At 62.0% G+C, this 23,413-nt stretch carries 20 protein-coding genes, 1 tRNA gene and 1 pseudogene; 6 read left to right on the plus strand and 16 right to left on the minus strand.

Going from position 1 to position 23,413, the window contains the following annotated elements:
- Window positions 1-25: 25 nt before the first annotated feature.
- Complete coding sequence (locus tag PZN02_RS03565; protein WP_280660246.1) at window positions 26-1,180, minus strand: biotin transporter BioY; 1,155 nt, start codon at window positions 1,178-1,180, stop codon at window positions 26-28.
- 396 nt (window positions 1,181-1,576) lie between these two features.
- On the opposite strand from PZN02_RS03565, the gene PZN02_RS03570 reads away from it, so the two are divergent.
- Together PZN02_RS03570 and PZN02_RS03575 are read left to right on the plus strand one after the other, a co-directional pair.
- The gene (locus PZN02_RS03570) at window positions 1,577-2,587 is read left to right on the plus strand and encodes an NAD(P)H-dependent flavin oxidoreductase (protein WP_280660247.1); all 1,011 of its coding nucleotides are present in this window, start codon (window positions 1,577-1,579) and stop codon (window positions 2,585-2,587) included.
- Window positions 2,588-2,663: 76 nt separating this feature from the next.
- Window positions 2,664-2,739: transfer RNA gene (locus tag PZN02_RS03575), tRNA-Thr, on the plus strand.
- Window positions 2,740-2,872: 133 nt separating this feature from the next.
- Here PZN02_RS03575 and PZN02_RS03580 read toward each other — a convergent pair.
- Window positions 2,873-3,625 (minus strand): aldo/keto reductase family protein, encoded by a 753-nt coding sequence (locus PZN02_RS03580; RefSeq protein ID WP_280660248.1) that lies wholly within the window; start codon window positions 3,623-3,625, stop codon window positions 2,873-2,875.
- Between the two features lie 353 nt (window positions 3,626-3,978).
- Here PZN02_RS03580 and PZN02_RS03585 point away from each other — a divergent pair, with 353 nt between their 5' ends.
- Together PZN02_RS03585 and PZN02_RS03590 are read left to right on the plus strand one after the other, a co-directional pair.
- Complete coding sequence (locus tag PZN02_RS03585; protein ID WP_280660249.1) at window positions 3,979-4,638, plus strand: dienelactone hydrolase family protein; 660 nt, start codon at window positions 3,979-3,981, stop codon at window positions 4,636-4,638.
- 4 nt (window positions 4,639-4,642) lie between these two features.
- On the plus strand, window positions 4,643-5,308 hold the full coding sequence (locus tag PZN02_RS03590; protein ID WP_280660250.1) for a phosphoribosyltransferase: 666 nt from the start codon (window positions 4,643-4,645) through the stop codon (window positions 5,306-5,308).
- A 158-nt stretch (window positions 5,309-5,466) separates the two neighbouring features.
- On the opposite strand, the gene PZN02_RS32215 is transcribed toward PZN02_RS03590, so the two are convergent.
- From PZN02_RS32215 to PZN02_RS03640, 11 genes and pseudogenes are all read right to left on the minus strand, one after another.
- Window positions 5,467-5,637 carry a PTS sugar transporter subunit IIA gene (locus tag PZN02_RS32215; protein ID WP_425336267.1) on the minus strand — a complete coding sequence of 57 codons (171 nt, stop codon included), beginning with the start codon at window positions 5,635-5,637 and terminating at the stop codon, window positions 5,467-5,469.
- Window positions 5,638-5,653: 16 nt separating this feature from the next.
- Window positions 5,654-5,863: a PTS sugar transporter subunit IIA gene (locus PZN02_RS03595; protein ID WP_280660251.1), complete on the minus strand. Its 210-nt coding sequence runs from the start codon at window positions 5,861-5,863 to the stop codon at window positions 5,654-5,656.
- 45 nt (window positions 5,864-5,908) lie between these two features.
- Window positions 5,909-6,604 (minus strand): response regulator, encoded by a 696-nt coding sequence (locus PZN02_RS03600; RefSeq protein ID WP_280660252.1) that lies wholly within the window; start codon window positions 6,602-6,604, stop codon window positions 5,909-5,911.
- Window positions 6,601-9,306, minus strand: coding sequence for a sensor histidine kinase (locus PZN02_RS03605; protein WP_280660253.1), 2,706 nt, complete (start codon window positions 9,304-9,306; stop codon window positions 6,601-6,603). The genes PZN02_RS03600 and PZN02_RS03605 overlap by 4 nt, the downstream gene beginning before the upstream one ends.
- A gap of 60 nt (window positions 9,307-9,366) precedes the next feature.
- The gene (gene kdpC / locus PZN02_RS03610; protein ID WP_280660254.1) at window positions 9,367-9,936 is read right to left on the minus strand and encodes a potassium-transporting ATPase subunit KdpC; all 570 of its coding nucleotides are present in this window, start codon (window positions 9,934-9,936) and stop codon (window positions 9,367-9,369) included.
- A gap of 11 nt (window positions 9,937-9,947) precedes the next feature.
- Window positions 9,948-12,038, minus strand: coding sequence for a potassium-transporting ATPase subunit KdpB (gene kdpB / locus PZN02_RS03615; protein ID WP_280660255.1), 2,091 nt, complete (start codon window positions 12,036-12,038; stop codon window positions 9,948-9,950).
- Window positions 12,039-12,074: 36 nt separating this feature from the next.
- On the minus strand, window positions 12,075-12,248 hold the full coding sequence (locus PZN02_RS03620) for a hypothetical protein (RefSeq protein WP_280660256.1): 174 nt from the start codon (window positions 12,246-12,248) through the stop codon (window positions 12,075-12,077).
- Window positions 12,249-12,258: 10 nt separating this feature from the next.
- The gene (kdpA, locus tag PZN02_RS03625) at window positions 12,259-13,962 is read right to left on the minus strand and encodes a potassium-transporting ATPase subunit KdpA (protein ID WP_280660257.1); all 1,704 of its coding nucleotides are present in this window, start codon (window positions 13,960-13,962) and stop codon (window positions 12,259-12,261) included.
- 27 nt (window positions 13,963-13,989) lie between these two features.
- Window positions 13,990-14,079: a K(+)-transporting ATPase subunit F gene (kdpF, locus tag PZN02_RS03630; protein WP_136509178.1), complete on the minus strand. Its 90-nt coding sequence runs from the start codon at window positions 14,077-14,079 to the stop codon at window positions 13,990-13,992.
- Window positions 14,080-14,686: 607 nt separating this feature from the next.
- Window positions 14,687-15,865 carry an AI-2E family transporter gene (locus tag PZN02_RS03635; RefSeq protein WP_280660258.1) on the minus strand — a complete coding sequence of 393 codons (1,179 nt, stop codon included), beginning with the start codon at window positions 15,863-15,865 and terminating at the stop codon, window positions 14,687-14,689.
- A 175-nt stretch (window positions 15,866-16,040) separates the two neighbouring features.
- Window positions 16,041-16,226: pseudogene (locus tag PZN02_RS03640) on the minus strand (MFS transporter); the annotation flags it as partial.
- A 327-nt stretch (window positions 16,227-16,553) separates the two neighbouring features.
- Between PZN02_RS03640 and PZN02_RS03645 the strand changes: the two are divergent.
- Complete coding sequence (locus PZN02_RS03645) at window positions 16,554-18,254, plus strand: long-chain fatty acid--CoA ligase (protein ID WP_280660259.1); 1,701 nt, start codon at window positions 16,554-16,556, stop codon at window positions 18,252-18,254.
- A gap of 301 nt (window positions 18,255-18,555) precedes the next feature.
- Complete coding sequence (gene pgi / locus PZN02_RS03650; RefSeq protein ID WP_280660260.1) at window positions 18,556-20,181, plus strand: glucose-6-phosphate isomerase; 1,626 nt, start codon at window positions 18,556-18,558, stop codon at window positions 20,179-20,181.
- Window positions 20,182-20,479: 298 nt separating this feature from the next.
- Here the strand turns inward: pgi and PZN02_RS03655 are convergent, their stop codons facing one another.
- The 3 genes from PZN02_RS03655 to pyrC form a co-directional block, all read right to left on the minus strand.
- Window positions 20,480-21,406 (minus strand): carbohydrate kinase family protein, encoded by a 927-nt coding sequence (locus PZN02_RS03655; protein WP_280660261.1) that lies wholly within the window; start codon window positions 21,404-21,406, stop codon window positions 20,480-20,482.
- 81 nt (window positions 21,407-21,487) lie between these two features.
- Window positions 21,488-22,186 carry an orotate phosphoribosyltransferase gene (locus PZN02_RS03660; protein WP_280660262.1) on the minus strand — a complete coding sequence of 233 codons (699 nt, stop codon included), beginning with the start codon at window positions 22,184-22,186 and terminating at the stop codon, window positions 21,488-21,490.
- Window positions 22,187-22,259: 73 nt separating this feature from the next.
- Window positions 22,260-23,297: a dihydroorotase gene (gene pyrC / locus PZN02_RS03665; protein ID WP_280660263.1), complete on the minus strand. Its 1,038-nt coding sequence runs from the start codon at window positions 23,295-23,297 to the stop codon at window positions 22,260-22,262.
- Between the last annotated feature and the right edge of the window lie 116 nt (window positions 23,298-23,413).

Genomic DNA, 23,413 nt, shown 5'->3' on the forward strand with positions numbered 1-23,413 from the left:
TCGCGACACAGGGCGCCAGACCGGCCTATTGCCCCGGCAGCACGCGAATCGCGAAAACGTCCAGGCTGTTGCCCGCCCCACTGACGTCGCTGTTGAGCACGAGCCTGCCGGGACCGCTTGGCGCAATATTCCCCTCGAATGAGATCTTGAAAAGCATATCCAGCCGCTCGTCATGCACGGTGAACCGGTGGCGGCCACAGGCACCGAGCGAGGAGAAGTCGCATTCGACGGAGAATTCCGCGGTCTTGCCCGGCATGGCCTGGACGGTAAGCGCCAATGTCGATGATTTGCCCGAGAGCTGTGCCAGTGTATCGGCGGGAATTTCGAAGACGAGATCCCCATCCCTGCCGGCGACGGCCGACGTCACGCGCACGCGTTCGCCGCCGTCGTCGTTCAAGGGCTCGACGGTCGAGCGTGCGCCTGGCTTGATCGCCGCAACCTCCGCCGGCGTGAATACCTCGATCCACTCGCCGGAGAAGCCTTCCTGTGCGGCGAGGTTCTGAAGTCCTGCCGCGCCGTGGAAATCTTCCGATTCCACGGTGGCCGGTGGATTGGCGACGCTGGTATCGGCCGGAGATTTCAGCAGGTCGTTCGTCTGGATCCACCACACCGTGGCGCCGGCAGCCGCAGCGAGCGTTGCCACGACCATGGCGAGGGATAGCAGGCGCCCGCGCCGGCGCTTGCGCGGCCGCTTGTCGGCGGCACCGACGTCGGGCGCAGCCGACGCGGCCTTGCCGTCCGCGGCTGCCGATGGCGGTGTGGCGACAATCCGCCCCGAGGCCAACGAATCCTCGCGATCGGCGCGCAGGGCGCCAAGGTCGCTCTCGCCCTGCGCCGCGCGCCCTTTTTCACCGGCAGCCGGCTCGCGACGGGCGGAAACGGAAGGGTCCGCGGCCGCCGGATTGGGCGCCGCCCACTCGCCTGCTTCGCCGAGGCTGGCGACCGGTGCCGCAGCGGAACGCGCCCGCAGGGCCGCGCGTTCTTCCGTCTCGATCGCGTGAATGACCGCCTCGAGCCGATGGCGCTGTTTCGCGATCACGTCGGGGTCTTCGATTTGCTGCTTTTTCAGTCCGTTTTCCAGCGCCTGACGGGCCGACTGATAGATGCGTGCACGGATTTCCGCGTTGGTTCTGTCCGAGCGTTCCAGTGCATTCCTGATCGCAGTTTCGAGTCCGCTCACATCAAGTCCTTCTGTGCAACGAAGCCTGCTGCAGGTTTCCCTAGGTCGCACTGAGCTAAAGAAACATGCAGCAATTCAAAGCACTACAGCGACGTTTGCGCGTCTGACAAGACGCGCGTGCGCTGTAGCGGCGCGCCGCAGCCGAGCGGGTATTTCCATCCTTCAAGGACAGAATAGTCCCCTTCCCGATCCACGCCGTTGGTTTTATTAACGATTGGGTAACCGTTGCTTTCGGAATTCGCAAGTCCGGGCGCAAAACCACCGGGACTTCGACGGGGAAAACAAGGCAGGGCTCGACTGATGCGCGGAAAAGCGTCTCTTTGCAAGTCCACTGGTAGCTGCTATTTGTTTTGACGTTTACGCAAACGTCAAAACAATGTGGGATGGAGAAACCTGATGCCCTTGCCGCCAATCCTTTCCGGAACAACGAGACTGCCGGTGGTCGGCGCACCGCTCTTCATCGTCTCGCATCCCAGGCTGACGATCGCGCAGTGCAAAGCCGGTGTCATAGGCTCCTTTCCCGCCCTCAATGCGCGCCCGCAATCGCAGCTCGATGAGTGGCTTGCGGAAATCACCGAAACGCTCGCCGACCACGATGCCAAACATCCCGACCGGCCCGCGGCGCCATTCGCGGTCAATCAGATCGTCCACAAGTCGAATGCCAGGCTCGAGCACGACCTGATGCTCTGCGTCAAATACAAGGTACCGATCGTCATATCGTCGCTCGGCGCGGTCCCGGAAGTGAATGCCGCCATCCATTCCTACGGCGGGATAGTGCTCCACGACGTCATCAACAATCGGCACGCCAATTCCGCGATCCGCAAGGGTGCGGACGGCCTGATCGCGGTTGCCACCGGGGCCGGCGGCCACGCCGGAACGCTCTCGCCTTTTGCGCTTATCCAGGAGATCCGCGCGTGGTTCGACGGGCCGCTGATGCTTTCCGGCGCGATCGCCACCGGCGGCGCCATTCTCGCGGCAGAGGCGATGGGCGCGGACATGGCCTATATCGGTTCCCCCTTCATCGCCACCGAAGAGGCGCGCGCCAGCGATGCCTACAAGCAGATGATCGTCGACAGCAGCGCTGCCGACATCGTCTATTCCAACTATTTCACCGGCATTCACGGCAACTACCTCAAGCCCTCGATCAGCGCGGCCGGCATGGATCCGGATCGACTGCCGGAGGCGGACCCGTCGAAGATGGATTTCGGCAGCGCCGCCGAAGGGGCGAAAGCCTGGAAGGACATCTGGGGCTGCGGCCAGGGCATCGGCGCCATCCGCGAGATCAGCACGGTGGCTGAGCTCATCGACCGGCTGGAACGGGAATACGACGCGGCCCGAACGCGGCTCGGGCTCGGCGCCTATCGCCATGTTCATCCGCCCAAGGAATTTTCAAGTTCTCGAAACTGATGGCTTGAAATCTTACCGCTTTGCGTTTATCAGCGCCTCACACTTCGTTCCGCGGCTCTCCGCGGGACCATTGAGGGCCGCTTTAGCTCAGTCGGTAGAGCACATCATTCGTAATGATGGGGTCACGTGTTCGAGTCACGTAAGCGGCACCATTTTTTTCAAAGACTTAGGTAACACGCCGCCATCCGCCTGTGGCAAACACACCGGCTTCGGCGAGAAGGGAATGCGGCATGATAGCCTGGGCTTGTCGGCCCCGGCTGCGCGCGCTGCGTACGGACTTTATGATTAATTATATGGAAGCGTCCCGAGCGACGAGTAGCGCTCGTTCAGGCGATTGAGGGCTCCCAGGTCGTCCTCGCTGATATCGAAATCAAACACATCGATGTTCTCTTCCAAGTGTTGCCGCTGGTTGGCCTTGGGAACGGGAACCGTGCCGCGCTCAAGGTTCCATCGGATCAGCACCTGGGCCGGCGATTTGCCGTATTTCGCGGCGATCTCCGCAAGCGTGGCATCACCGAGCCGTTTCGTGCGTGTCAGGGGGCTGTAGGCCTGGATGACGATCTGCTTTTCCCTCGCATAGCGCAGCATATCGTCGCTGTGCCCGAACGGGCTCCACTCGATCTGATTGACGGTCGGGACTGCGCCGGTCGCATCTATCAACCTGTCGATGCGCTCGATCGAGTAATTGCTGACGCCGATATCTTTCGTAAGGCCGTCCTCTTTCGCCCGGATCAGACTTCGCCAAAGATCCTCTCCCGCACCCGTTCGCGGCGGACGGTGTATGAGCATGAGATCGGCATAGTCCAGTTGCAGTTCGTCGAGATTTTTCCGCGTCGCTTGATAGGCGTCCCCGACCTCCTCCACTTTTGTAACCAGGTAGAAGTCCGTGCGCTCGACGCCGCTCCTGCTTATTCCTTCCGCGATGCCCGGCTGGGTCCCATAGTCTCCGGACGTGTCGATCATTCGATAGCCGAGCTTCAGGGCAGTTGCGATCGTGTCCGCCGTGTCGGTCGTCAACTGCCATGTTCCGACGCCCATAACTGGCATCCTGTTGCCGGTGTGCAGCTTTAGCTCAGTCCTCGGGTCCATGATTTGCACCTTTGCCTTTGATGGGGAACGATTCGATCCCACGGCGTCGCCGCGCTCTGCTCTCACCACCAAACATCCGCTCGGGAAAAGTGTTCCGGTCGATCGTCTGGTGAAGCGGGGAACAATCGGCGCCTGCCGGGATTGGAACACATGACGATCGGCGGTTCGGGTTCGGCGGACAACTCCGGCCAGTAACTAGGCCTGTACGCTGTTTTCGGTGGGAAATCGGATCGGGCGAACCCGAAAGATCCAGTGACGACATGGCGCGCAGACACCTACAGCGCGACTGAGAGGGCAAGCAGATGGCCTTTTCGATACCTGACGATGTGCAGTCCGTAAGAATCAGACCCTCGGGCATCGAGGGCTTTCTCGGCGTCCCTTCCGGCGCGAGCGGTCTCGTGATCTTTGCGCATGGCAGTGGCAGCGGGCGCTTCAGCCCTCGCAACAATCGCGTTGCGGCCGCACTGAGGGAAGCAGGATTGGCGACACTTCTCGTCGATCTCCTGAGACCGGACGAGGAACAGGACCGCCGGAACGTCTTCGACATCGCTCTCCTTGCTGAACGGCTGGTGGCGGCCAAGCATTGGATCACCGAAGCTCCCGAGACGGTGCACTTGGCGGTCGGCTATTTCGGCGCGAGCACAGGTGCCGGCGCGGCGCTGCAGGCGGCTTATGCCGAACCGGATGTAGGCGCGGTGGTGTCACGCGGCGGTCGCCCTGACCTTGCCATCCAGGTGCTCCCAGGGGTTCGCGCTCCCACGCTCCTTCTCGTCGGCAGCCTCGACGGGCCGGTGATCGACATGAACCAGCGCGCTTTCGACGCCCTTGCCTGCGAGAAGCGCCTCATCATTGTCGAGGGTGCGGGCCACCTGTTCGAGGAGCCCGGCACGATGGATCAAGTGATCCGGCACGCGACAGACTGGTTCTTGATCCATCTCGGCAACACACGAAGAGGGACTTGAGACCATGGTATCTCCACAGCGAAAATTTGCAGATCGCCGGGATGCGGGACGGCAGCTCGCAGGAGTTCTGGCGAAATATGCTCAGTCGGATCCTCTGATCTTGGCACTGCCGCGCGGCGGCGTGCCCGTGGCATTCGAAGTAGCCAAAGCCCTGCGCGCACCGCTCGAATTGGTCCTGGTGCGCAAGATCGGCGCGCCCGGGCATCCAGAATATGGCATCGGCGCTGTAGTGGACGGCAGTGATCCGCAGTTCGTGTACAACGAGGAGGCGATGCGCCTCGTCGATCCTAACGCTGCTTACGTCGAGGCCGAAAGCCGGCACCAGCTCGCTGAAATCGAGCGGCGGCGGGAGATCTATCAGGGCGACCGATCGCCGACGCCGACCGAAGGACGTACGGTGATCGTTGTCGACGACGGGGTCGCGACCGGCAGCACTGTCAAAGTCGCCGTGAAGGCGTTGCGCAAAGCGCGAACCGGCAAGATCATTCTTGCTGTTCCCGTCGCCGCAAGCGACGCCCTCGAGCAACTGAAAACGGAAGCTGACGACGTCATTTGCCTGCAAGCACCGGACCCGTTCCGGGCGGTCGGCCACCACTATGTCGACTTCGACCAGACATCGGACGAAGAGGTCACCAGGCTTCTCGACGAGGCTCGCAGCGGCACGGCTTGAGCGACCTGCGTCTTCCAATCTACGGTGCGCCGTCATCCGCCAGCAGCGAAAAGACTTCCTCACGCGACGACGCGGAACGGATCGCCCGACGATTTCCGTTGAACGCAGCTTTCTGGCCAGGTGGGCCAGCACATTCAGTTGGCTTCCCTGAACCGGTGTCAGCAACAGGCAGCGTCGTCGACGGCCTCGAAATCAATCGGTTTTTTCAGCCGTATCATCAGGAAGAAGGGGCTCTCGACACCCGGTACGGGCGCGTGCGGAATGGCAATGCCTTGACCGATGCTACTGCATGTTGCCTTTAATCGTAGCCGATTAAAGGCGAAAAACATGCAACAATTCAAAGTGCTACAGCGTCCTTTGCGCGTCTGATAAGACACGCGGTGCTGTAGTCGAGCCGAGCTTTTCCCGGTTGCTCAAGGCAAGGAATATTTCGGACGCTCCAATGCCGAGCGCCGTTCCGGCGATTTCCGAGATCGTCTGAAGAAGGCTCGTCCTCGATGGAGAGGTCAGATCAAGCCTCACACTCTCCGGACTGATGATTTCCGAGATTTTCATTGCGTCACTTCGCTGTTCGCGCGCTCAAGTGTTGGCTTTGGGCGCCTATTCGACCTCGCGCAGGCGGTAGCCGACGCCGGTCTCGGTGGTGATGTATTGGGGCTGGTCCGGGCTGCGCTCGATCTTCTGGCGAAGCTGCCGAACGTAGACGCGAAGATACTGGACGTCAGTCGATCCGCCCCAAACCTGGTTCAACAGATACTGGTGCGTGATGACCTTGCCGACATGCTGCACGAGCACGCGCAGAATATCGTACTCCTTGGGCGACAGCTTGATCTCTTTGTCCCCGATCTTCACGATGCGCTTGACAAGATCGACCGAAAGTTCGCCGGTCTTGAAGATCGGTCGCTCTCCCTGTTGCTGCAGCCTGTGCCGAAGCGCGACCCGGATGCGCGCCACGAGTTCCTTCATGCCGAACGGCTTGGTGACATAGTCGTCAGCGCCGATCTCCAGCGCCCGGACGATACCGGTCTCGTCGGTGCGGCTGGAGAGAATGACGATCGGCAAATCCAGCGCGTCTTCGTTTCGCCATTTGCCAAGGAGGTCGTGGCCAGGCATGTCGGGCAGGCCGAGATCGAGCAGGATCAGGTCCGGCTGATCCGCGCTCACCTGAGCGATCGCGTCCTTGGCATTGATCGCTTCGATCACCGCATAGCCTTCCGTCGTCAGGCCTACGCGAAGCAGCTTCCGGATTGCCGGCTCGTCGTCCACGACCAGTATTTTCACGGCAGAAATCGTCATGTCAGATTTTCCAGATTTGGTCTTTCCGCCGGAATGGGCATCCTGATCGTAAAGATCGCGCCCGATCGGTCCGTCCTGTTTCCGGCGGTAATCGTACCGCCCATCGCCTCGACAAATCCCCTGCAGATGGAAAGGCCGAGCCCGGTGCCGGCCCGGACATGATCGCGCTTTTCGACGCGATAGAAGGAATCGAACACCCGCTCGAGGTCGCCGCTCGGAATGCCCAGGCCCTCATCCATGACCTGCAGCAAAACGACGTTGCCGTCTGCCCAACCGCGAATCTGGATCGTCGAGTTCGGCGCGGCGTATTTGGCGGCATTGTCGAGAAGATTGAACAGCACCTGCTCGAACAGGACGGGATCGAGCTTCAACATCGGCAGATCCGGCGGAATGTCGATCAGTGTCCTGTGCCTTGCCAGAATCTTGTTCGCCCGGCTCAAGGCGGTGCCGACGATGTCGCCGACATAGTGCGAAGAGGCGTTCGGCTGGGTCGCGCCGGATTCGATCCGTGTCATGTCGAGGAGATTGGTGATGAACCGATTGAGACGCTCGGATTCATCGACGACGGTCGAAAGAAGGTCGCTGCGGTCTTCCTCCGGCATGGACGCCGAATAGTCACGCAAGGTGCTGGCCGCTCCCATGATGGCAGCAAGCGGTGTCTTGAGGTCGTGGGAGATCGATGTCAGCAGCGCGGAGCGCAGCCTATCGGCCTCCGCCGCCAGTCTCGCCCGATCGACGTCGGCGACAAGCTGGATTCGCTCGATGGCAAGCGCCGCCTGATCGCCCAGCGCATCGAAGAGCCGCCGCTGCTCGGGCGTGAGCAGGGGTCCCTGCTTGTCATTGTCGAGCCCGACTACGCCGATGGCGGTACGCCCAGTCTTCAAGGGGAGATAGAGGCGCTTTGCGCCCGGCAGCGTATCGGCCCCGCGCCCGGCCGGCCGGTCATGTTCCCACGCCCAGCGTGCAGCGGCGATATCGGCATCGACCAGCGTGTCGTCCGGCGGGTAGCCCGCCTTCACCTCGATCGAATTTTCTTCGGGAAGGAGAATGACTACCCTCACCTTCAGCATGGAGGCGATTTGGTAGGCCGTGGCCCAGAGCACGTCATCCAAGGTGCCCGTGCTCGCGAGCTTCTTCGAGAAGAGATAGAGGTCCTCGGTCGTCCTTGCCCGCTGGCGCGCGGCGATTGCCTGCCGCTGCACCCGCGCCGTCAGATTGCTCGCGATAACCGCGACGACTAGAAAGAAGACGAGCGCCAGGACGCTCTCCGGGTCCTCGATCGTCAAGGTGTAGCGGGGCTCGAGAAAGAAGAAGTTGAAAGCCAGCGCGCTCACGACGCAGGCATAGAGTGCCGGCCACAATCCCGCGGTCAGCGCCGAAGTCAGCACCGCCATCAGGAAGACCAGCGCGATATTCTGGACGTCCAGAACCTGGTCTAGCAGCGCGCCGAGTGCGAGTGCGGCGGCGATATAGACCGTACTCAAGAGATAGGGCCGGAGTTTGAACTGCGTCGGTGGCGGCGCCGTCTTGATGCCGCGCTGCTCGGCCGGCGCTGCCGCTGATCCGGAAATCACATGTACGCTGATATCACCCGCATGCCGGATCAGGTCATGGGAGACCGATCCTGCGACGAGCTCGCGCCAGCGGGACTTGTCGGGCTTGCCGATGATTACTTGGGTGACGTTGTTCGCCGCCGCGTGGCGAAGGATTTCGCTTGCTACGTTCTGTCCGGGAATCGTCGTTGCCTCACCGCCGAGTTGCTCGGCGAGCCGCAGATGCGCGGCAAGCCGGTCCTTGTCGGCATCGGAGAGGTTGACCGACCGCGACGTCTCGACATGAAGCGCCGCCCAGGGAGCGCGCAAGCGGTCCGCCTGGCGCTTGGCGTAGCGGACGAGCGACGCCCCACGCGGGTGCTCGTCGACGCAGACGAGCACCCGGTCTCCCGCCGCCCATGGGCCCGGAATGGCATGCGCCTGCATATGGCTTACAAGCTGCTCGTCCACGCGTTGCGCCGTGCGACGCAGAGCGAGTTCGCGCAAGGCCGTCAGATTGCCGGGCGAAAAGTAGTTCTGCATCGCCCGTTTTGCCGTCTTCGGCAAATAAACCTTGCCCTCGTGCAGGCGCTTGATCAGGTCGTCCGGCGTCAGATCGATGATCTCGATGTCATCGGCGCGATCGATGATCGAGTCCGGTACGGTCTCGCGGACCCGGATGCGCGTGATCTGCGCGACGACGTCGTTGAGGCTTTCGACGTGCTGGACGTTCAGCGTCGTGTAGACGTCGATGCCGCGCGCGAGGATCTCTTCAACGTCGAGGTAGCGCTTCGCGTGGCGGCTGCCGTCGACGTTGGTGTGGGCAAGCTCGTCGACGAGAACCAGTTCCGGGCGGCGCGCGAGGACGGCGTCTATGTCCATCTCGTCGAGGAGGTGGCCCTTGTAATCGACCTTCTTGCGCGGAACGACTTCGAAACCTTCGGCAAGTGCCTGGGTCTCCTTGCGACCATGGGTCTCGACGACACCGACGACGACATCGACGCCTTCGGCCTTGCGCGCCCTGCCTGAAACCAGCATTTCATAGGTTTTGCCGACGCCGGGCGCAGCGCCGAGGAAGATCTTCAGGCGGCCGCGAGTCTCGCGTTCGGCGTTTTCAAGGAGAGCGTCCGGCGACGGTCGGGCATCAGTACCGTGTCTCTCGTCAACCATTCGTCTTTCCTCGTTGAGACGATCGAGCCCGCCGCGAGGACGGGCTCCGACGCCTTCGTCTTATTGCGCGCCCTTGCCATCGAGCGCAAGGTTGAGCGCGAGCACGTTCACTCTCGGTTCGCCCATGAAGCCGAGTTCCCGCGCTTCGATGTGACCATCGACCAGTTCCCTGACCGCGGCCTCGTCCATGCCGCGGGCCCTGGCGACGCGCGGCACCTGGAAGTAGGCGGCTTCCGGGGAAATATGCGGGTCGAGTCCGCTGCCGGACGTGGTGACGAGATCCATCGGCACCGGCGCCGAGGGGTTTTCCGCCTTCAGCACCGCGGTATCGGCCTCGATGCGGTCGATCAGCTTCGCGCTCGTCGGCCCGAGGTTGGAGCCGCTGGATGCGGCAGCGTTGTAGCCGTCGCCGGCGGCAGAGGGACGGCCATGGAAGTAGCCCTCGCTGCTGAAGGCTTGGCCGATCAGCTCCGAGCCGATCACCTTCCCGTCTTTCTCGATCAGGCTGCCATTGGCCTGGTACGGGAAGAAGGCCTGGGCGATCCCGGTCATTCCGAGGGGGTAAAACAGTCCGGTTATGGCGGTCAACGCGATGATCATGACGATCGCGGGTCTGAGTTGCTTCAACATGGAGATGATCCTTATACGAGGCCAAGCGCGGTGATGACGACATCGATCGCCTTGATGCCGACGAAGGGCACGATGATGCCGCCGAGGCCATAAATCATGAGGTTTCGCGACAGCAGCGCGCCGGCGCCGATGGCCCTGTATTTCACGCCCTTCAGCGAGAGCGGGATCAACACGACGATGATCAGCGCATTGAAGATGATCGCCGACAGGATTGCGCTCTCAGGCGTCGCGAGCCCCATGATGTTGAGCGCACCGAGTTGCGGATAGAACGCCAGGAACATCGCGGGGATGATCGCGAAGTATTTCGCGACGTCATTGGCGATGGAGAAGGTCGTCAAGGCGCCGCGCGTCATCAGCAACTGCTTGCCGATCTCGACGATCTCGATGAGCTTGGTCGGGTCGGAATCGAGATCGACCATGTTGCCGGCTTCGCGCGCCGCGACCGTGCCGGTGTTCATCGCGACGCCGACATCGGCCTGGGCGAGCGCGGGCGCGTCGTTGGTGCCGTCGCCGCACATCGCTACCAGCTTGCCCTTGGCCTGCTCCTCGCGGATGAGGCTGAGCTTGTTTTCCGGCGTAGCTTGCGCCAGGAAATCGTCGACGCCGGCTTCCGCCGCGATCGCGGCGGCGGTCATCGGGTTGTCGCCGGTGATCATGACGGTTCGAATGCCCATGCGGCGCAATTCGGCAAAGCGTTCGCGGATGCCGCCCTTGACGATGTCTTTGAGGTGAACGACGCCAAGCAGCCGGCCGTCCTTGACGACGGCGAGCGGTGTGCCGCCGGACTTGGCGATTTCATCGGCGATTGCCTGGATTTCGCGGATCGCCTGCGGTTCGCGCAGGGCCACGGCATTCCCCGGGCTGTTTGCGACCGCCGCAACGGTGTGTTCCACGTGCTGAAGAACGGCATCGACAGCCCCCTTGCGGATGGTGGAGCCGTCGAAGTCGACGCCGCTCATTCGGCTCTGGGCCGTGAAGGGCACGAAGGCGGCATGCAGGCTGCCCATCTCGCGGGCGCGGATGCCGTATTTCTCCTTGGCAAGAACGACGATGGAGCGGCCCTCCGGCGTCTCGTCGGCAAGCGACGCGAGCTGAGCGGCATTGGCAAGCTCCTCGGCCGTGACGCCCGTGACCGGTTTGAACGCCGTTGCCTGGCGATTACCGAGCGTGATCGTGCCGGTCTTGTCGAGCAACAGCGTATCGACGTCGCCGGCCGCCTCGACCGCGCGGCCCGACATGGCAAGCACGTTGAAGCGCACGAGGCGATCCATGCCGGCGATCCCGATTGCGGAAAGCAGGGCACCAATCGTCGTCGGGATCAGCGTCACGAAGAGTGCGACGAGCACCAGAACCGGGATATAGCCGCCGGCATAGGTGGCGAAGCTCGGAATGGTGACCGTTGCGAGCAGGAAGATCAGCGTCATTCCAGCCAAGAGGATGTTAAGCGCGATCTCGTTCGGCGTCTTCTGGCGTTCGGCGCCCTCGACGAGCGAGATCATGCGGTCGATGAACGTCGAACCCGCCGCCGCGGTGATCCGCACGCGGATCCAGTCCGACAATACCTGCGTACCGCCGGTGACGGCCGAACGGTCGCCACCGGACTCTCGGATGACCGGAGCGGACTCGCCGGTGATCGCGGCCTCGTTGACCGACGCCACGCCTTCGATCACCTCGCCGTCGGACGGGATGATGTCGCCGGCTTCGACGAGGACGACGTCGCCGACTTTCAGGCTGGTGCCGGGCACGAGTTTGAAGTTCTTGCGGTCGCCGCCTGTCAGCAGCTTGGCCTGGGTTTCCGTCCGTGTGCGCCGCAAAGAGTCTGCCTGCGCCTTGCCACGCCCCTCGGCAACCGCTTCTGCGAAATTGGCAAAGAGCACGGTGAACCAGAGCCAGAGAACGATCTGAAACGAGAAACCGATATTGTCCCCACCGGTCGCGAGATCCCTCATCAAAAGGATCGTCGTGAGGGTGGAGACGACGGCGACGACAAATATCACCGGATTTTTGGCAAGGCTCCTGGGATTGAGCTTGCGGAATGAATCGCCAATGGCGGGCACGAGGATGCGAGCGTCCATGATGCTCGCGGATTTGGACTGGCTCATGGGAGACTCCAGCTTGAAACTCTAAGATCACCGCAGTCAGACCGCCGTGAACAATGGAATGAGCGCCTCGACGAAGAGCACGATCAACACCACGACGCCCATCATCAGGAGAAGGATGCTCGATACGCGCGGCGGCTCGACCGGTCCCCGCGCCGCGTGACCGGCGCGAGGATCGACGTGTTTGCGTGACTGCCGGAACCGCTGTTCCATGACATCACCTTCAGAAGGTCTGTCCGAGAAGCATGGCGAGATGCTCGACGATCGGCCCGACGGCAAGCGCCGGGAAGAAGGTCAGCCCGCCAACGATCAGGATGACGCCGCCCAAAAGACCGACGAACAGCGCGCCATCGGTCGGGAAAGTGCCGGCGGAGGCGGGTACGGTCTTCTTGGTCACGAGCGAGCCGGCGATCGCGAGAGCCGGGATGATCACCAGGAACCGTCCGATCAGCATCGAAAGACCGATGGTGATGTTGTACCAGGGCGTATTGCCCGTCAGGCCGCCAAAGGCCGAACCGTTGTTGGCCGCACCCGACGTGTAGGCATAGAGGATCTCCGAGAAGCCGTGCGGGCCGGGATTTCCGATCGAGGCGACGCCCATCGGCAGGACCGCGGCAATGGCCGTAAAGATCAGCATCGCTGCCGGCAGGCACAACACCGCGAGGACGGCCATCTTGATCTCTTTCGCCTCGATCTTCTTGCCGAGATATTCCGGCGTGCGTCCGACCATCAGCCCGGCGACGAAGATCGCCAGGACGACGAACAGGAGGATGCCGTAGAAGCCGGCGCCGACGCCGCCGACGATGATCTCTCCAAGCTCCATGTTGATGAGCGGAATGAGGCCGCCGAGCGCCGTGAAGCTGCCATGCATTGCGTTGACAGCGCCGCAGGAAGCAGCCGTGGTGATCACGGCAAAAAGTGCCGACAGCGAAATGCCGAAGCGGACTTCCTTGCCTTCCATATTGCCACCTTCAAGGCCAAGCGCATGGACGAGCGGATTGCCGGTGGCCTCGGCCCAATAGCAGACGACAACACCGGCGAGGAAAAGGACGCCCATGGTCGCGAGGATGGCCCAGCCCTGACGCTCGTTGCCGACCATGCGGCCGAAGACATTGGTGAGAGCCGCACCGATCGCGAAGATCGAGACCATCTGGATCAGGTTCGAGATCGCGTCCGGATTCTCGAACGGATGCGCCGCATTGGCGTTGAAGAAGCCGCCGCCATTGGTGCCCAGCATCTTGATGGCGATTTGCGAGGCAACGGGGCCGACGGCTATCGTCTGCTCAGCGCCTTCGAGTGTCGTCGCGTTGACGTAGGCGCCAAGGGTCTGCGGCATGCCGAGATAAACGTAGACGAGCGTCAGTACGACACAGATGGGCAACAGCACATAAAGTGTGCTTCGGGTCATATCGACCCAGAAATTGCCGATCGACTTCACCGATGCCCTGGCGAAACCGCGGATCAGGGCCACGGCGATCACAATGCCGGTCGCAGCCGAGACGAAATTCTGCACCGTCAGGCCGGCCATCTGCGCGAGATAGGACATCGTGCTTTCGCCGCCGTAGTTCTGCCAATTGGTATTGGTCATGAAACTCGCCGCCGTGTTGAAAGCAAGCTCCGGTGGAACGGCGCTCATGCCGGCCGGATTGAACGGCAAGGCGCCCTGTAAACGTTGTAGGAAATAGAGAAGCAGGAAGCCGGCGAGATTGAAGAAAAGCACAGCCGCGGCATAGGCAGTCCAATGCTGCTCCTCGCGCTCGCTCGTTCCTGCAATCCGGTAGAGAGTGCGCTCGATTGGGCCGAAGACGATCGAAAGAACCGTGCGCTCGCCATTAAAGACGCGCATCATGTAACCGCCAAGCGGCTTCACGAGCAAAATGACGATCCCGCAGAAGACGAGGATCTGTATCCATCCGTTGAGAGTCATAAACGTGGCTTTCCGGGTGCTGTGCGATCAAAACCGCTCTGGACGAACGAGCGCGTAGATCAGGTAGGTGAAGAGAAACACCGTTACGGCGCCACCAAGAATGTATTCGACGAACATAATTTGTTCACTCTTCTAAAGCTTGTCGCACGCATTGGCGTACGCAAAAGACAACGCGAAAAACAAAACGCCTATCGACAGGACGAAGAAATCCATTGGACTGCTCCTATTTTATTATGAAGACTGAGAGACATTGCTCTTTATGCTCGCGCCGGCGAGCGGATATTCTCCATGCGCACTGAAGATCGGTGCGCAAAAGCTAAACCCGGCAGCAATATGGCTCGAACCGCATAAACGTTCGAGAGAGGCCGAGGAGCAAAGAAATAAAAAACTTATATAGACGAGGCTGGTCTTCGCGCCGTCGAGCCTAGCGCCGCGCGCCTTACCACGCGCGCAAGGAAACATGCAGCAGGAAGCCCTGAGGGCCTTTCGGAACGCGCCGAGACAATCTAAACTATTGAAAACTCTATATTTTGTTTGAGATCAAGGAAATGTCAGCCTGCCGGCTTCCGGCCGAAGCGCCAAGGATTGAGTCAGGACTGTCCTCGCGAGTCATTACAGCGCCGTGCGTCCTTTAGGACGCACAAAGGTCGCTGTAACTCTTTGAATCTACGCATCGTGCTTTCCGAAGATCGGGTCCGATTTTCGGGCCGATGACTAGAAAGCATCACTTCACGGATATGTCGGCCCGCGAGATGTGGTTGACGGTCGGCTGTTCGGGCTGCGTGGTCACCTCGTGCAGCCATTCCCGCCAGATGGCGACGAGCAGTGCCATGAGCACGGGGCCAACGAACAGGCCGAGGAAGCCCATCGTTTTTACGCCGCCAATCAGACCGAAGAAGGTCGGCAGAAAAGGCAGCTTGATCGGTCCGCCGACGAGTTTCGGCCTCAGCGTCTTGTCGACGATGAAAAGCTCCGTCGTGCCCCAGGCGAAAAGTACGACGCCCTGCACCGGCGAGCCGCTCGCCACGAGATAGATCGACACCAGGGTGAAACAGAGCGGCGCGCCGCCGGGTATCAGTGCCATGATGCCGGTGATGATGCCGAGGGTCACCGGCGACGGGACGCCCGCCAGCCAGTAGGCCACCCCGAGAACGATGCCTTCGCCGATCGCGATAATGCCCATGCCCGTCACCGTCGAGCTAATGGTCAGCGGCACGACGCGCGACAGCCGCTCCCAGCGCATCGGAAAGATCCGCTCGCCGAGGTGGTCGAGCTGCTTCGAGAAGGATTGGCCGTCGCGGTAGACGAAGAACAGCGTGATCAGCATGAAGAGCAGCGTCAGGAACGACTGGAAGGCGGAGGCGCCGATCACGAGCACGCCGCGATAGATATTGCCGATATTGGAGCCGCTGACGAGCTGCACCAGTTCACCGAGCGCGCCCGGGTGGCCGACATATTTCACCCATTGCTCGCCGAGCCAGGCGCCGACAACCGGGATCGATGTCAGCCAGGTGGGAACGATCGCCCCGTTGGCGTTGGTTTCAACCGCCCAGACAAGCCAGTCGCGCACCTCGTCGACCGCGTAGACGGCGGCGAGCGAAATAGGCACCACGATGAAGGCGACGACACAGACGATGGCGATCGTAGCTGCCAGGGTGCGGTTGCCGTTCACCGCCTCAAGAAGCCGTCTGTAAATCGGCCAGCTGGCGAAACCGATGACGACGGCCGCGAGCACCGGCACCACGAAGCCATGGAAGAAATAGACGCCGGCAAGAAGAACCAGAACGAGCGACCAACGGGCAGCCGAGATCGGCAGGACGAGGGCAGAACGTGAATGGGCCGGCTGCCCGAAGAGCCTCGGCTCCGCGGGAAGGTTTTCTCGTTCACGATTGCCCAATTGCACCTGTCATCCTCCGTCTTTTAGCAACATTACAACAAAGCCGAGGCCTTGCCAGCCCATCCGCTGTGTTGACAGTCAGTTTCCGATGGAAGGCCGATCGCCGCGGACGTTAGCGGCGGGACATGACAGGGAAATTTAGGCACACTCAAGATGTCGCGCGAAATTTCGAGTCGACAAACGCATAAGCGCTGATCACGGCGCCGGTTTTGGGCACCGAGACGGCGACGTCTTCGGCGACCTGGGGCAGCGGCCCCATGATTGCACCTGGGCCGATGCCGAACCCGGCGACGGCGAGCTTAAACTCGGCCGCCGACACGCGGCTGCGGGGCGCGACAATGGAGGGGCGTCGTCGGACATGCAACAGCCATGCTGCGGCACTTCAACCGCTGCTCAAGATTCGATATCTGGAACTGCGGCGGACGGCGTGCACCAATCGTGCCTGCTGCGATGCAGTAGAGATAGTTTGCCTGCTGTCGCAAGGAGTTATGCTGGAGCGCGGACCAAAATCTCGTGCATTGTGCCAGTGTATCGCGTAGCGCCTATTGTTGACGTTTACGTCAAAGTCATATAATCGGAATCACGGCTTGAAGAGAGGCTGCAAAAGCTTCATCTTCGACGGAGAGGAAGATCGGGAGGGATCTTTCTTCGCCGTGAGCACGGCCGGTCAATGGCGACCAGAGGGAGGAAGGTCATGGCGGAAACAAGCACGCAGCAGTCGGGTTCCAACCCGGGAAAAATCTGGCTCAAGTCCTATCCGCCCGGCGTGCCGGCCGAAATCGGGCCCCTCCCCTATCGCTCCATCGGCGAGTTCTTCGACCACGCGGTCGCGCAATATTCCTGGCGCCCGGCGTTCACTTGCATGGGCAAGTCGCTCAGCTTCGCCGCTCTCAATACCCATTCGGCCGCGATCGGCGCCTGGCTGCAATCGCTCGGCCTCAGAAAGGGTGATCGCGTCGCGGTGATGCTGCCGAACATCCTGCAGAACCCGGTGATCGTCTACGGCATCCTGCGCGCGGGCCTGACGGTGGTCAACGTCAATCCGCTCTACACGCCGCGCGAGCTCGAGCATCAGCTCGTTGATGCGGGCGCCAAGGCGATCTTCGTGCTCGAGAACTTCGCCCACACGGTCGAGCAGGTCCTCGCCCGCACTGCGGTCAAACATGTTGTGGTCGCCAGCATGGGCGACATGCTCGGCGTCAAGGGAGCAATCGTCAATCTCGTCGTGCGGCGCGTCAAGAAACTCGTGCCCGACTGGTCGATCCCGGGGCATACCTCCTTCAAGGCCGCACTTGCCAAGGGTGCGAAACTGACCCTCACGAAACCCCATCTGGCGCCTTCCGATGTTGCCTTCCTGCAATATACCGGCGGCACCACCGGCGTTTCCAAGGGCGCCACCCTCACGCATTCCAACCTTCTGTCCAACATGGCGCAGATGGAGCTGTGGCTGGAAACCGCCTTCCGGCGCAAGGCACGCCCGGAAAATCTCACCTTCGTGTGCGCGCTGCCGCTCTATCATATCTTCGCGCTGACGGTGAATTCGCTGATGGGCCTCGCGACGGGCGGCAACAACATTCTCATCCCTAATCCCCGCGATATTCCCGCCTTCGTCAAGGAACTCGGCAAGTACGAGGCGAACATCTTTCCCGGCCTCAACACGTTGTTCAACGCACTGATGAACAATGCCGAATTCAAGAAGCTCGACTTTTCGTCGCTCGTGCTGACTTTCGGTGGCGGCATGGCCGTGCAGCGGCCGGTGGCAGAGCGTTGGCTGGCGATGACCGGCTGCCCGATCCACGAAGGCTACGGGCTTTCCGAGACCTCTCCGGTCGCCACCGCCAACCGGCTCGATACCGGCGAGTTCACCGGCACGATCGGCATGCCGCTCCCTTCGACCGAGGTCGAGATTCGCGACGAGCAGGGCAACACGCTGCCGGTCGGCGAAATCGGTGAGATCTGCATCCGTGGTCCGCAGGTCATGGCCGGCTATTGGCAGCGGCCAGACGAGACGGCCAAGGCGATCTCGCCGGACGGCTTCTTCCGCACCGGCGACATCGGCTTCATGAACTCCGAGGGGCTGACGAAAATCGTCGACCGCAAGAAGGACATGATTCTCGTTTCCGGCTTCAACGTCTTCCCGAACGAGATCGAGGAAGTCGCGGCAACCCACCCGGGCATCCTCGAATGTGCCGCCATCGGCATCCCCGATCCGCATTCGGGCGAGGCCGTGAAGCTCTTCGTCGTGCGGAAGGATCCCGATCTCACCGAGGCGGAGGTCAAGCGCCACTGCGCCGCCAACCTCACCAACTACAAGCGGCCGAGACACGTGGAATTCCGCACCGAGTTGCCGAAGTCGAATGTCGGCAAGATTCTGCGCAAGGATTTGCGCGGGTAGACCGCATTGCCCGGCGCAGAAAGGCCCCTCATCCGGCTGCCGCCACCTTCCCCCCGCAGGCGGGGCGAAGGAGACTCGCGGCGCCGACTTAGTCCCCCTCTCCCCGCCCGCGGAGAGGGTTAGGGTGAGGGGCATCCACTCCCGAAGCCGCTGCGCTTTCGGGCGACGCGCTTCAGGGCTGATGCGGCGAGGGCGGCACAACGCAGGCGGCCTTTTTTTGCTGCAGCGCACACGTGCCCTTGATTTACCGCAAACAAACCGACTAGCTATCGCAGCCAATTTCCGATGCAAGGAGCCTGCGATGAAAGCGCTTGTCGAAAACCTCAAAGCCACTGCACGCGAGACCAATGCAACCGACATTCGCGCCGCCTTCGCGGCCGACCGGAACCGCTTCTCCCGCTTCAGCACGACGCTCGGCGACCTCCTCTTCGACTATTCGAAATGCGCAGTGAATGACCGGATTCTCGAGGGTCTCGAAGCACTCGCCAAGGCGGCGAAGGTGGAAGAAAAGCGGGACGCCATGTTCCGCGGCGACATCATCAACATTACCGAAGGTCGCGCCGTGCTGCACACGGCGCTCAGGAATCGGAGCAACCGGCCGGTGCTCGTCGACGGCAAGGACGTCATGCCCGACGTCAACGCCGTGCTTGATGCGATGGGTGCCTTTGCCGACGGCATCCGGTCCGGCGCCTTGAAGGGCGCCACCGGCAAGAAGATCACCGATGTCATCAATATCGGCATCGGTGGCTCCGACCTCGGCCCGGTGATGGCGACGCTGGCGCTCGGCCCCTTCCACGACGGTCCGCGACTGCATTTCGTTTCCAACATCGATGGCGCGCATATCGCCGATACGCTGAAGCTCGTCGATCCGGAAACCGCGCTCTTCATCGTCGCCTCGAAGACCTTTACCACGATCGAGACGATGACCAATGCCGCCACCGCTCGCGCCTTCATCGCCGGCAAGCTCGGTGAGGCGGCGGTTGGCCACCACTTCGCGGCGGTTTCGACCGCGCTCGACAAGGTTGCGGCCTTCGGCATCGACCAGGCGCGTGTCTTCGGCTTCTGGGACTGGGTCGGCGGACGCTATTCGATCTGGTCGGCGATTGGCCTGCCGCTGATGATTGCGATCGGCAAGGAAAATTTCGGCCGCTTCCTCGACGGCGGCCACGCGATCGATGAGCATTTTCGCACAGCGCCACTGCGTCAGAATATCCCGATGCTGCTCGGCCTCATCGGCTTCTATCACCGCAACGTGCTCGGCTATCCGTCGCGGGCAATCCTGCCCTACGATCAGCGCCTTGCGCGTTTCCCAGCCTATCTGCAGCAGCTCGACATGGAATCGAACGGCAAGGGCGTCACGATGGACAGCACGCCGGTCGAATTCTCGACCGGACCGGTCGTCTGGGGCGAACCGGGCACCAACGGCCAGCACGCCTTCTACCAGCTGATCCACCAGGGCACCGACATCATCCCGGCCGAATTCATGATCGCCGCGAACGGCCACGAAAAGGAACTGCGTCATCAGCATCAGCTGCTGATGGCAAACTGCCTGGCGCAATCGGAAGCCTTGATGAAGGGCCGCACCCTTGCCGAAGCCAAAGCGCAGCTCACCTCGAAGGGCATGGATGACGCCAAGGCCGACAAGATCGCCCCGCACCGGGTCTTCACCGGCAACCGGCCGTCTCTCACCATCGTCTACGATGAACTCGATCCCTTCGCGCTCGGCCGCCTGATCGCGCTCTACGAACATCGCGTCTTCGTCGAAGGTGCGCTCTTCAACATCAATTCCTTCGACCAATGGGGTGTCGAGCTCGGCAAGGAATTGGCTACCGGATTGCTGCCGGTGGTCGAAGGCAAGGAAAGCGCCGAAGGCCACGATTCATCGACCGCCGGCCTTGTTGCGGCGCTGTTGAAGGCGGCACGCTGAGCGAAAGCGGCGAACGCTACCCCCCTCTGCCCTGCCGGGCATCCCCCCCACAAGGGGGGAGATTAGCTGGGGACACGCTCCTGCCCCGAGATAGCTCTGTACCGGTCGACACCACGACACGTGTAAGTCATGCCGCGGGTTTGGAGGAGCGAGACTTTGCCGCTTGTCAATCTCCCCCACAAGGGGGGAGATGCCCGGCAGGGCAGAGGGGGGTGGCGACAATTCCGGTCCCGATTTTCCGCGCTGCAATCAAACGCCGATCATATCGGCCGATAGCCCAGCGCCGCAGGTATCAACGTCAAAGCCCGAGTTCATGCCGCCATGGCGGATTTGCGCCGGCGCGCGAGACGGTAACGGCCGCGGCCTTGGCGCCGAGCGCCAACGCCTGTCGGACCGCAGCATCGCTCAGATTTGCCACCGCATCCTTGGTCAGAAGGTTGTTGAGCTTCAACGACGCCAGCACGCCAGCATCGAACGTGTCACCCGCACCGACCGTATCGACGACCGCGACCCGTTCGCCGGCAACCTCAACCTTGTGGTTCCGGGTATAGCCGACGGCGCCGTCGGCGCCCTTGGTGATCAACACCAGCTTTGGGCCGCGCTTCAGCCACTCCGCGGCAAGCTCGTCATGGCTGCCTTCCATCCCGAACCAGGCTAGGTCCTCGTCCGAAAACTTGATGATATCCGACATCGCGGCCATGCGGTTCATGCGTCCGAGATGCGCCTCGCGATCCTTAATGAAGCCGGGGCGAATGTTCGGGTCGAAGGAGATCACGCGTTTCTCGTGCTCGCGCATCATCAAGGCCTCATAAGTCGAGCCGCACGGCTCGGGAATGAGGCTTATCGCACCGAAATGCAGCGCTTCGCAGAAATCGCCGAGCGCCGGGAGATGATCCTTGGTGATCATCCGTCCCGCGGTGTTCTCGTCGAAGAAGGCGTAGCTCGCGTGACCGTCGACGAGTTTCACGAAGGCAAGCGTCGTGTGCAGCGGCAGGGTCGCGCAGGGGCCGAAATCGACATTCGCGGCTTTCAGCGTAGCGCGCAGGATATCGCCGAACATGTCGTCGGAAAGGCCGGTGAAGAAGCCCGTCGGGATGCCGAGCCGCCCGAGCGCAATGGCGGTGTTGAAGATCGCGCCGCCGGCATAGGGCGCAAAGGCGCTCTCCCCGGCTGCCGTGTCGCGCGGCAGCATATCGATCAAGGCTTCCCCGCAACAAACGATCATCGGCATTCCTCCCTTAAACGGTTATTCTTTCGATTATTCAATCGATTTAAATCAGATTTCCCGCCAAAGCCAGCGGAAAGCTCACTGGGCTGCAAGCCCGCTGACGCCGCCATTGCGTCCGGACCAGGCGAGCGGAGCGTTGAGGAAGGCCTCGACCTCGTTCAGCGTCTTCTCGTCGAACAGCGCCTGCTCGCGGGCAACCGCCAGCACGTTGCGCCAAGTGGCGATGAAGTGCAGATCGACGCCCCTTGCTTTCATGTTGCCGCGCGCTTCCGGGAAGATGTCGTAATAGAAGAGTGCGATGCCGTGATCGACTATGCCGCCGGCCGCGCGGATCGCATCGATGAACTTGAACATCGATCCGCCGGCGGTCGTCAGGTCCTCGATGACCAGCACGCGCGCCCCTTCCGGCATGTGACCTTCGATCTGCGCATTGCGACCGTGGCCCTTCGGGGCCTTGCGTACATAGATCATCGGCAGACCGAGCCGCTCGGCAAGCATGGCCGCGAAGGGAATGCCGGCCGTCTCGCCGCCGGCGACGACGTCGAACTGCTCGAAGCCGGCCTCGCGAAGGATCGTCGCGGCGGCGAAATCCATCACCGCCGAGCGGATGCGCGGATAGGAGATCAGCTTGCGGCAATCGATGTAGACAGGGCTCGCCATGCCAGAGGAGAGCTTGTAGGGCTCGTCGGCGCGGAAATGCACCGCCTTGATCTCCCAGAGCATTTTCGCGACCAGCTCGGCCATCACCGCCTTGTCGGTGAACGCGTTGGAAAACATGAAACTCTCCTTCTAGCATGACCCGAAAAGCGGTTTTCGGCTTCAGTCACGCGACAAAACGAACCCTCGTTAATCAGACAACCGCCCAGTAGAGCGGGAACATCGGATCAAAAACCGTGACCGGGCCTGCTTCCGTCTCGACCTTCGCGGGATAGCGCACCGGCTCTTCGCTCTTGCGCAACGTGATCGTCTCCTCGTTGACCGGCAGGCTGTACCAGACGGGGCCGTTCAACGACGCAAAGGCCTCGAGGCGGTCGAGCGCGCCCTCCTCTTCGAAGACGTGGGCAAGGCAGCTCATGGTGTTGATCGAGGTGTAGATGCCGGCGCAGCCGCAGGCACATTCCTTGAGCGGATCGACATGGGGTGCGGAATCGGTGCCGAGGAAGAAGCGGGCGTCACCGGACGTCGCGGCCGCGCGCAGCGCCAGGCGGTGCGTTTCGCGCTTGGCGACCGGCAGGCAGTAATAATGCGGCTTGATACCGCCGACGAGAATGGCGTTGCGGTTGATGATCAGATGGTGGGTCGTGATCGAACCGGCGAGATTGGCCTTCGACGCCTTGATGTAGTCGATGCCGTCCTTCGTCGTCACGTGTTCCATCGTGATCCGAAGCTCGGGCAGCCGCCGGCGGAGCGGGTCGAGCACGGTTTCTATGAAGACCGCTTCGCGGTCGAAGATGTCGACATCTGCCGTCGTCACCTCCCCATGGACGCAGAGCGGCACGCCGATCTCGGCCATGCGTTCCAGTACCGGCATCGCCTTCTCGATGTCACGAACGCCACTCGACGAATTGGTGGTCGCGCCCGCCGGATAGAGCTTGACCGCCTTGACGAGGCCACGCCTGTAGCCCGCCTCGACATCGTCCGGGTCGGTGCCCTCGGTCAGATAGAGCGTCATCAACGGTTCGAACCGATCTTCCGCGGGAACGGCGGCGAGAATACGCTCGCGGTAGGCGGCGGCATCGGCGGTGGTCACGACCGGCGGCACCAGATTGGGCATGATGATGGCGCGGGCGAAGTGGCGGCTCGTGTCCGCGATCACGCCGCGCAGCATGCCGCCGTCGCGCAGGTGAAGGTGCCAATCATCCGGGCGGCGGATAACGAGGTCTTGCATGGTCAGCGTTCTCCCGATGCTCGCGTCCGATCGGCGCGAGCGGCGTTGCGGCCGGCCGGTGCGCTCGATGGGCGGTACTTCATGTGGTGAAACCGCGCCTCGATACCATCATTGCG

The organism is Sinorhizobium garamanticum (assembly GCF_029892065.1).
Classification (GTDB): domain Bacteria; phylum Pseudomonadota; class Alphaproteobacteria; order Rhizobiales; family Rhizobiaceae; genus Sinorhizobium; species Sinorhizobium garamanticum.

Coding starts and splice junctions, on each gene's coding strand:
- PZN02_RS03595 (WP_280660251.1), bottom strand. CDS start 5,863: ATGAAAATCTCGGAAATCATCAGTCCGGAGAGTGTGAGGCTTGATCTG.
- PZN02_RS03645 (WP_280660259.1), top strand. CDS start 16,554: ATGGCGGAAACAAGCACGCAGCAGTCGGGTTCCAACCCGGGAAAAATC.
- PZN02_RS03590 (WP_280660250.1), top strand. CDS start 4,643: ATGGTATCTCCACAGCGAAAATTTGCAGATCGCCGGGATGCGGGACGG.
- PZN02_RS32215 (WP_425336267.1), bottom strand. CDS start 5,637: ATGTTTTTCGCCTTTAATCGGCTACGATTAAAGGCAACATGCAGTAGC.
- kdpC (WP_280660254.1), bottom strand. CDS start 9,936: ATGTTGAAGCAACTCAGACCCGCGATCGTCATGATCATCGCGTTGACC.
- PZN02_RS03570 (WP_280660247.1), top strand. CDS start 1,577: ATGCCCTTGCCGCCAATCCTTTCCGGAACAACGAGACTGCCGGTGGTC.
- PZN02_RS03620 (WP_280660256.1), bottom strand. CDS start 12,248: ATGGAACAGCGGTTCCGGCAGTCACGCAAACACGTCGATCCTCGCGCC.
- PZN02_RS03580 (WP_280660248.1), bottom strand. CDS start 3,625: ATGGGCGTCGGAACATGGCAGTTGACGACCGACACGGCGGACACGATC.
- kdpB (WP_280660255.1), bottom strand. CDS start 12,038: ATGAGCCAGTCCAAATCCGCGAGCATCATGGACGCTCGCATCCTCGTG.
- kdpA (WP_280660257.1), bottom strand. CDS start 13,962: ATGACTCTCAACGGATGGATACAGATCCTCGTCTTCTGCGGGATCGTC.
- PZN02_RS03585 (WP_280660249.1), top strand. CDS start 3,979: ATGGCCTTTTCGATACCTGACGATGTGCAGTCCGTAAGAATCAGACCC.
- PZN02_RS03660 (WP_280660262.1), bottom strand. CDS start 22,186: ATGTTTTCCAACGCGTTCACCGACAAGGCGGTGATGGCCGAGCTGGTC.
- PZN02_RS03605 (WP_280660253.1), bottom strand. CDS start 9,306: ATGGTTGACGAGAGACACGGTACTGATGCCCGACCGTCGCCGGACGCT.
- PZN02_RS03655 (WP_280660261.1), bottom strand. CDS start 21,406: ATGATCGTTTGTTGCGGGGAAGCCTTGATCGATATGCTGCCGCGCGAC.
- PZN02_RS03600 (WP_280660252.1), bottom strand. CDS start 6,604: ATGACGATTTCTGCCGTGAAAATACTGGTCGTGGACGACGAGCCGGCA.
- pyrC (WP_280660263.1), bottom strand. CDS start 23,297: ATGCAAGACCTCGTTATCCGCCGCCCGGATGATTGGCACCTTCACCTG.
- kdpF (WP_136509178.1), bottom strand. CDS start 14,079: ATGTTCGTCGAATACATTCTTGGTGGCGCCGTAACGGTGTTTCTCTTC.
- pgi (WP_280660260.1), top strand. CDS start 18,556: ATGAAAGCGCTTGTCGAAAACCTCAAAGCCACTGCACGCGAGACCAAT.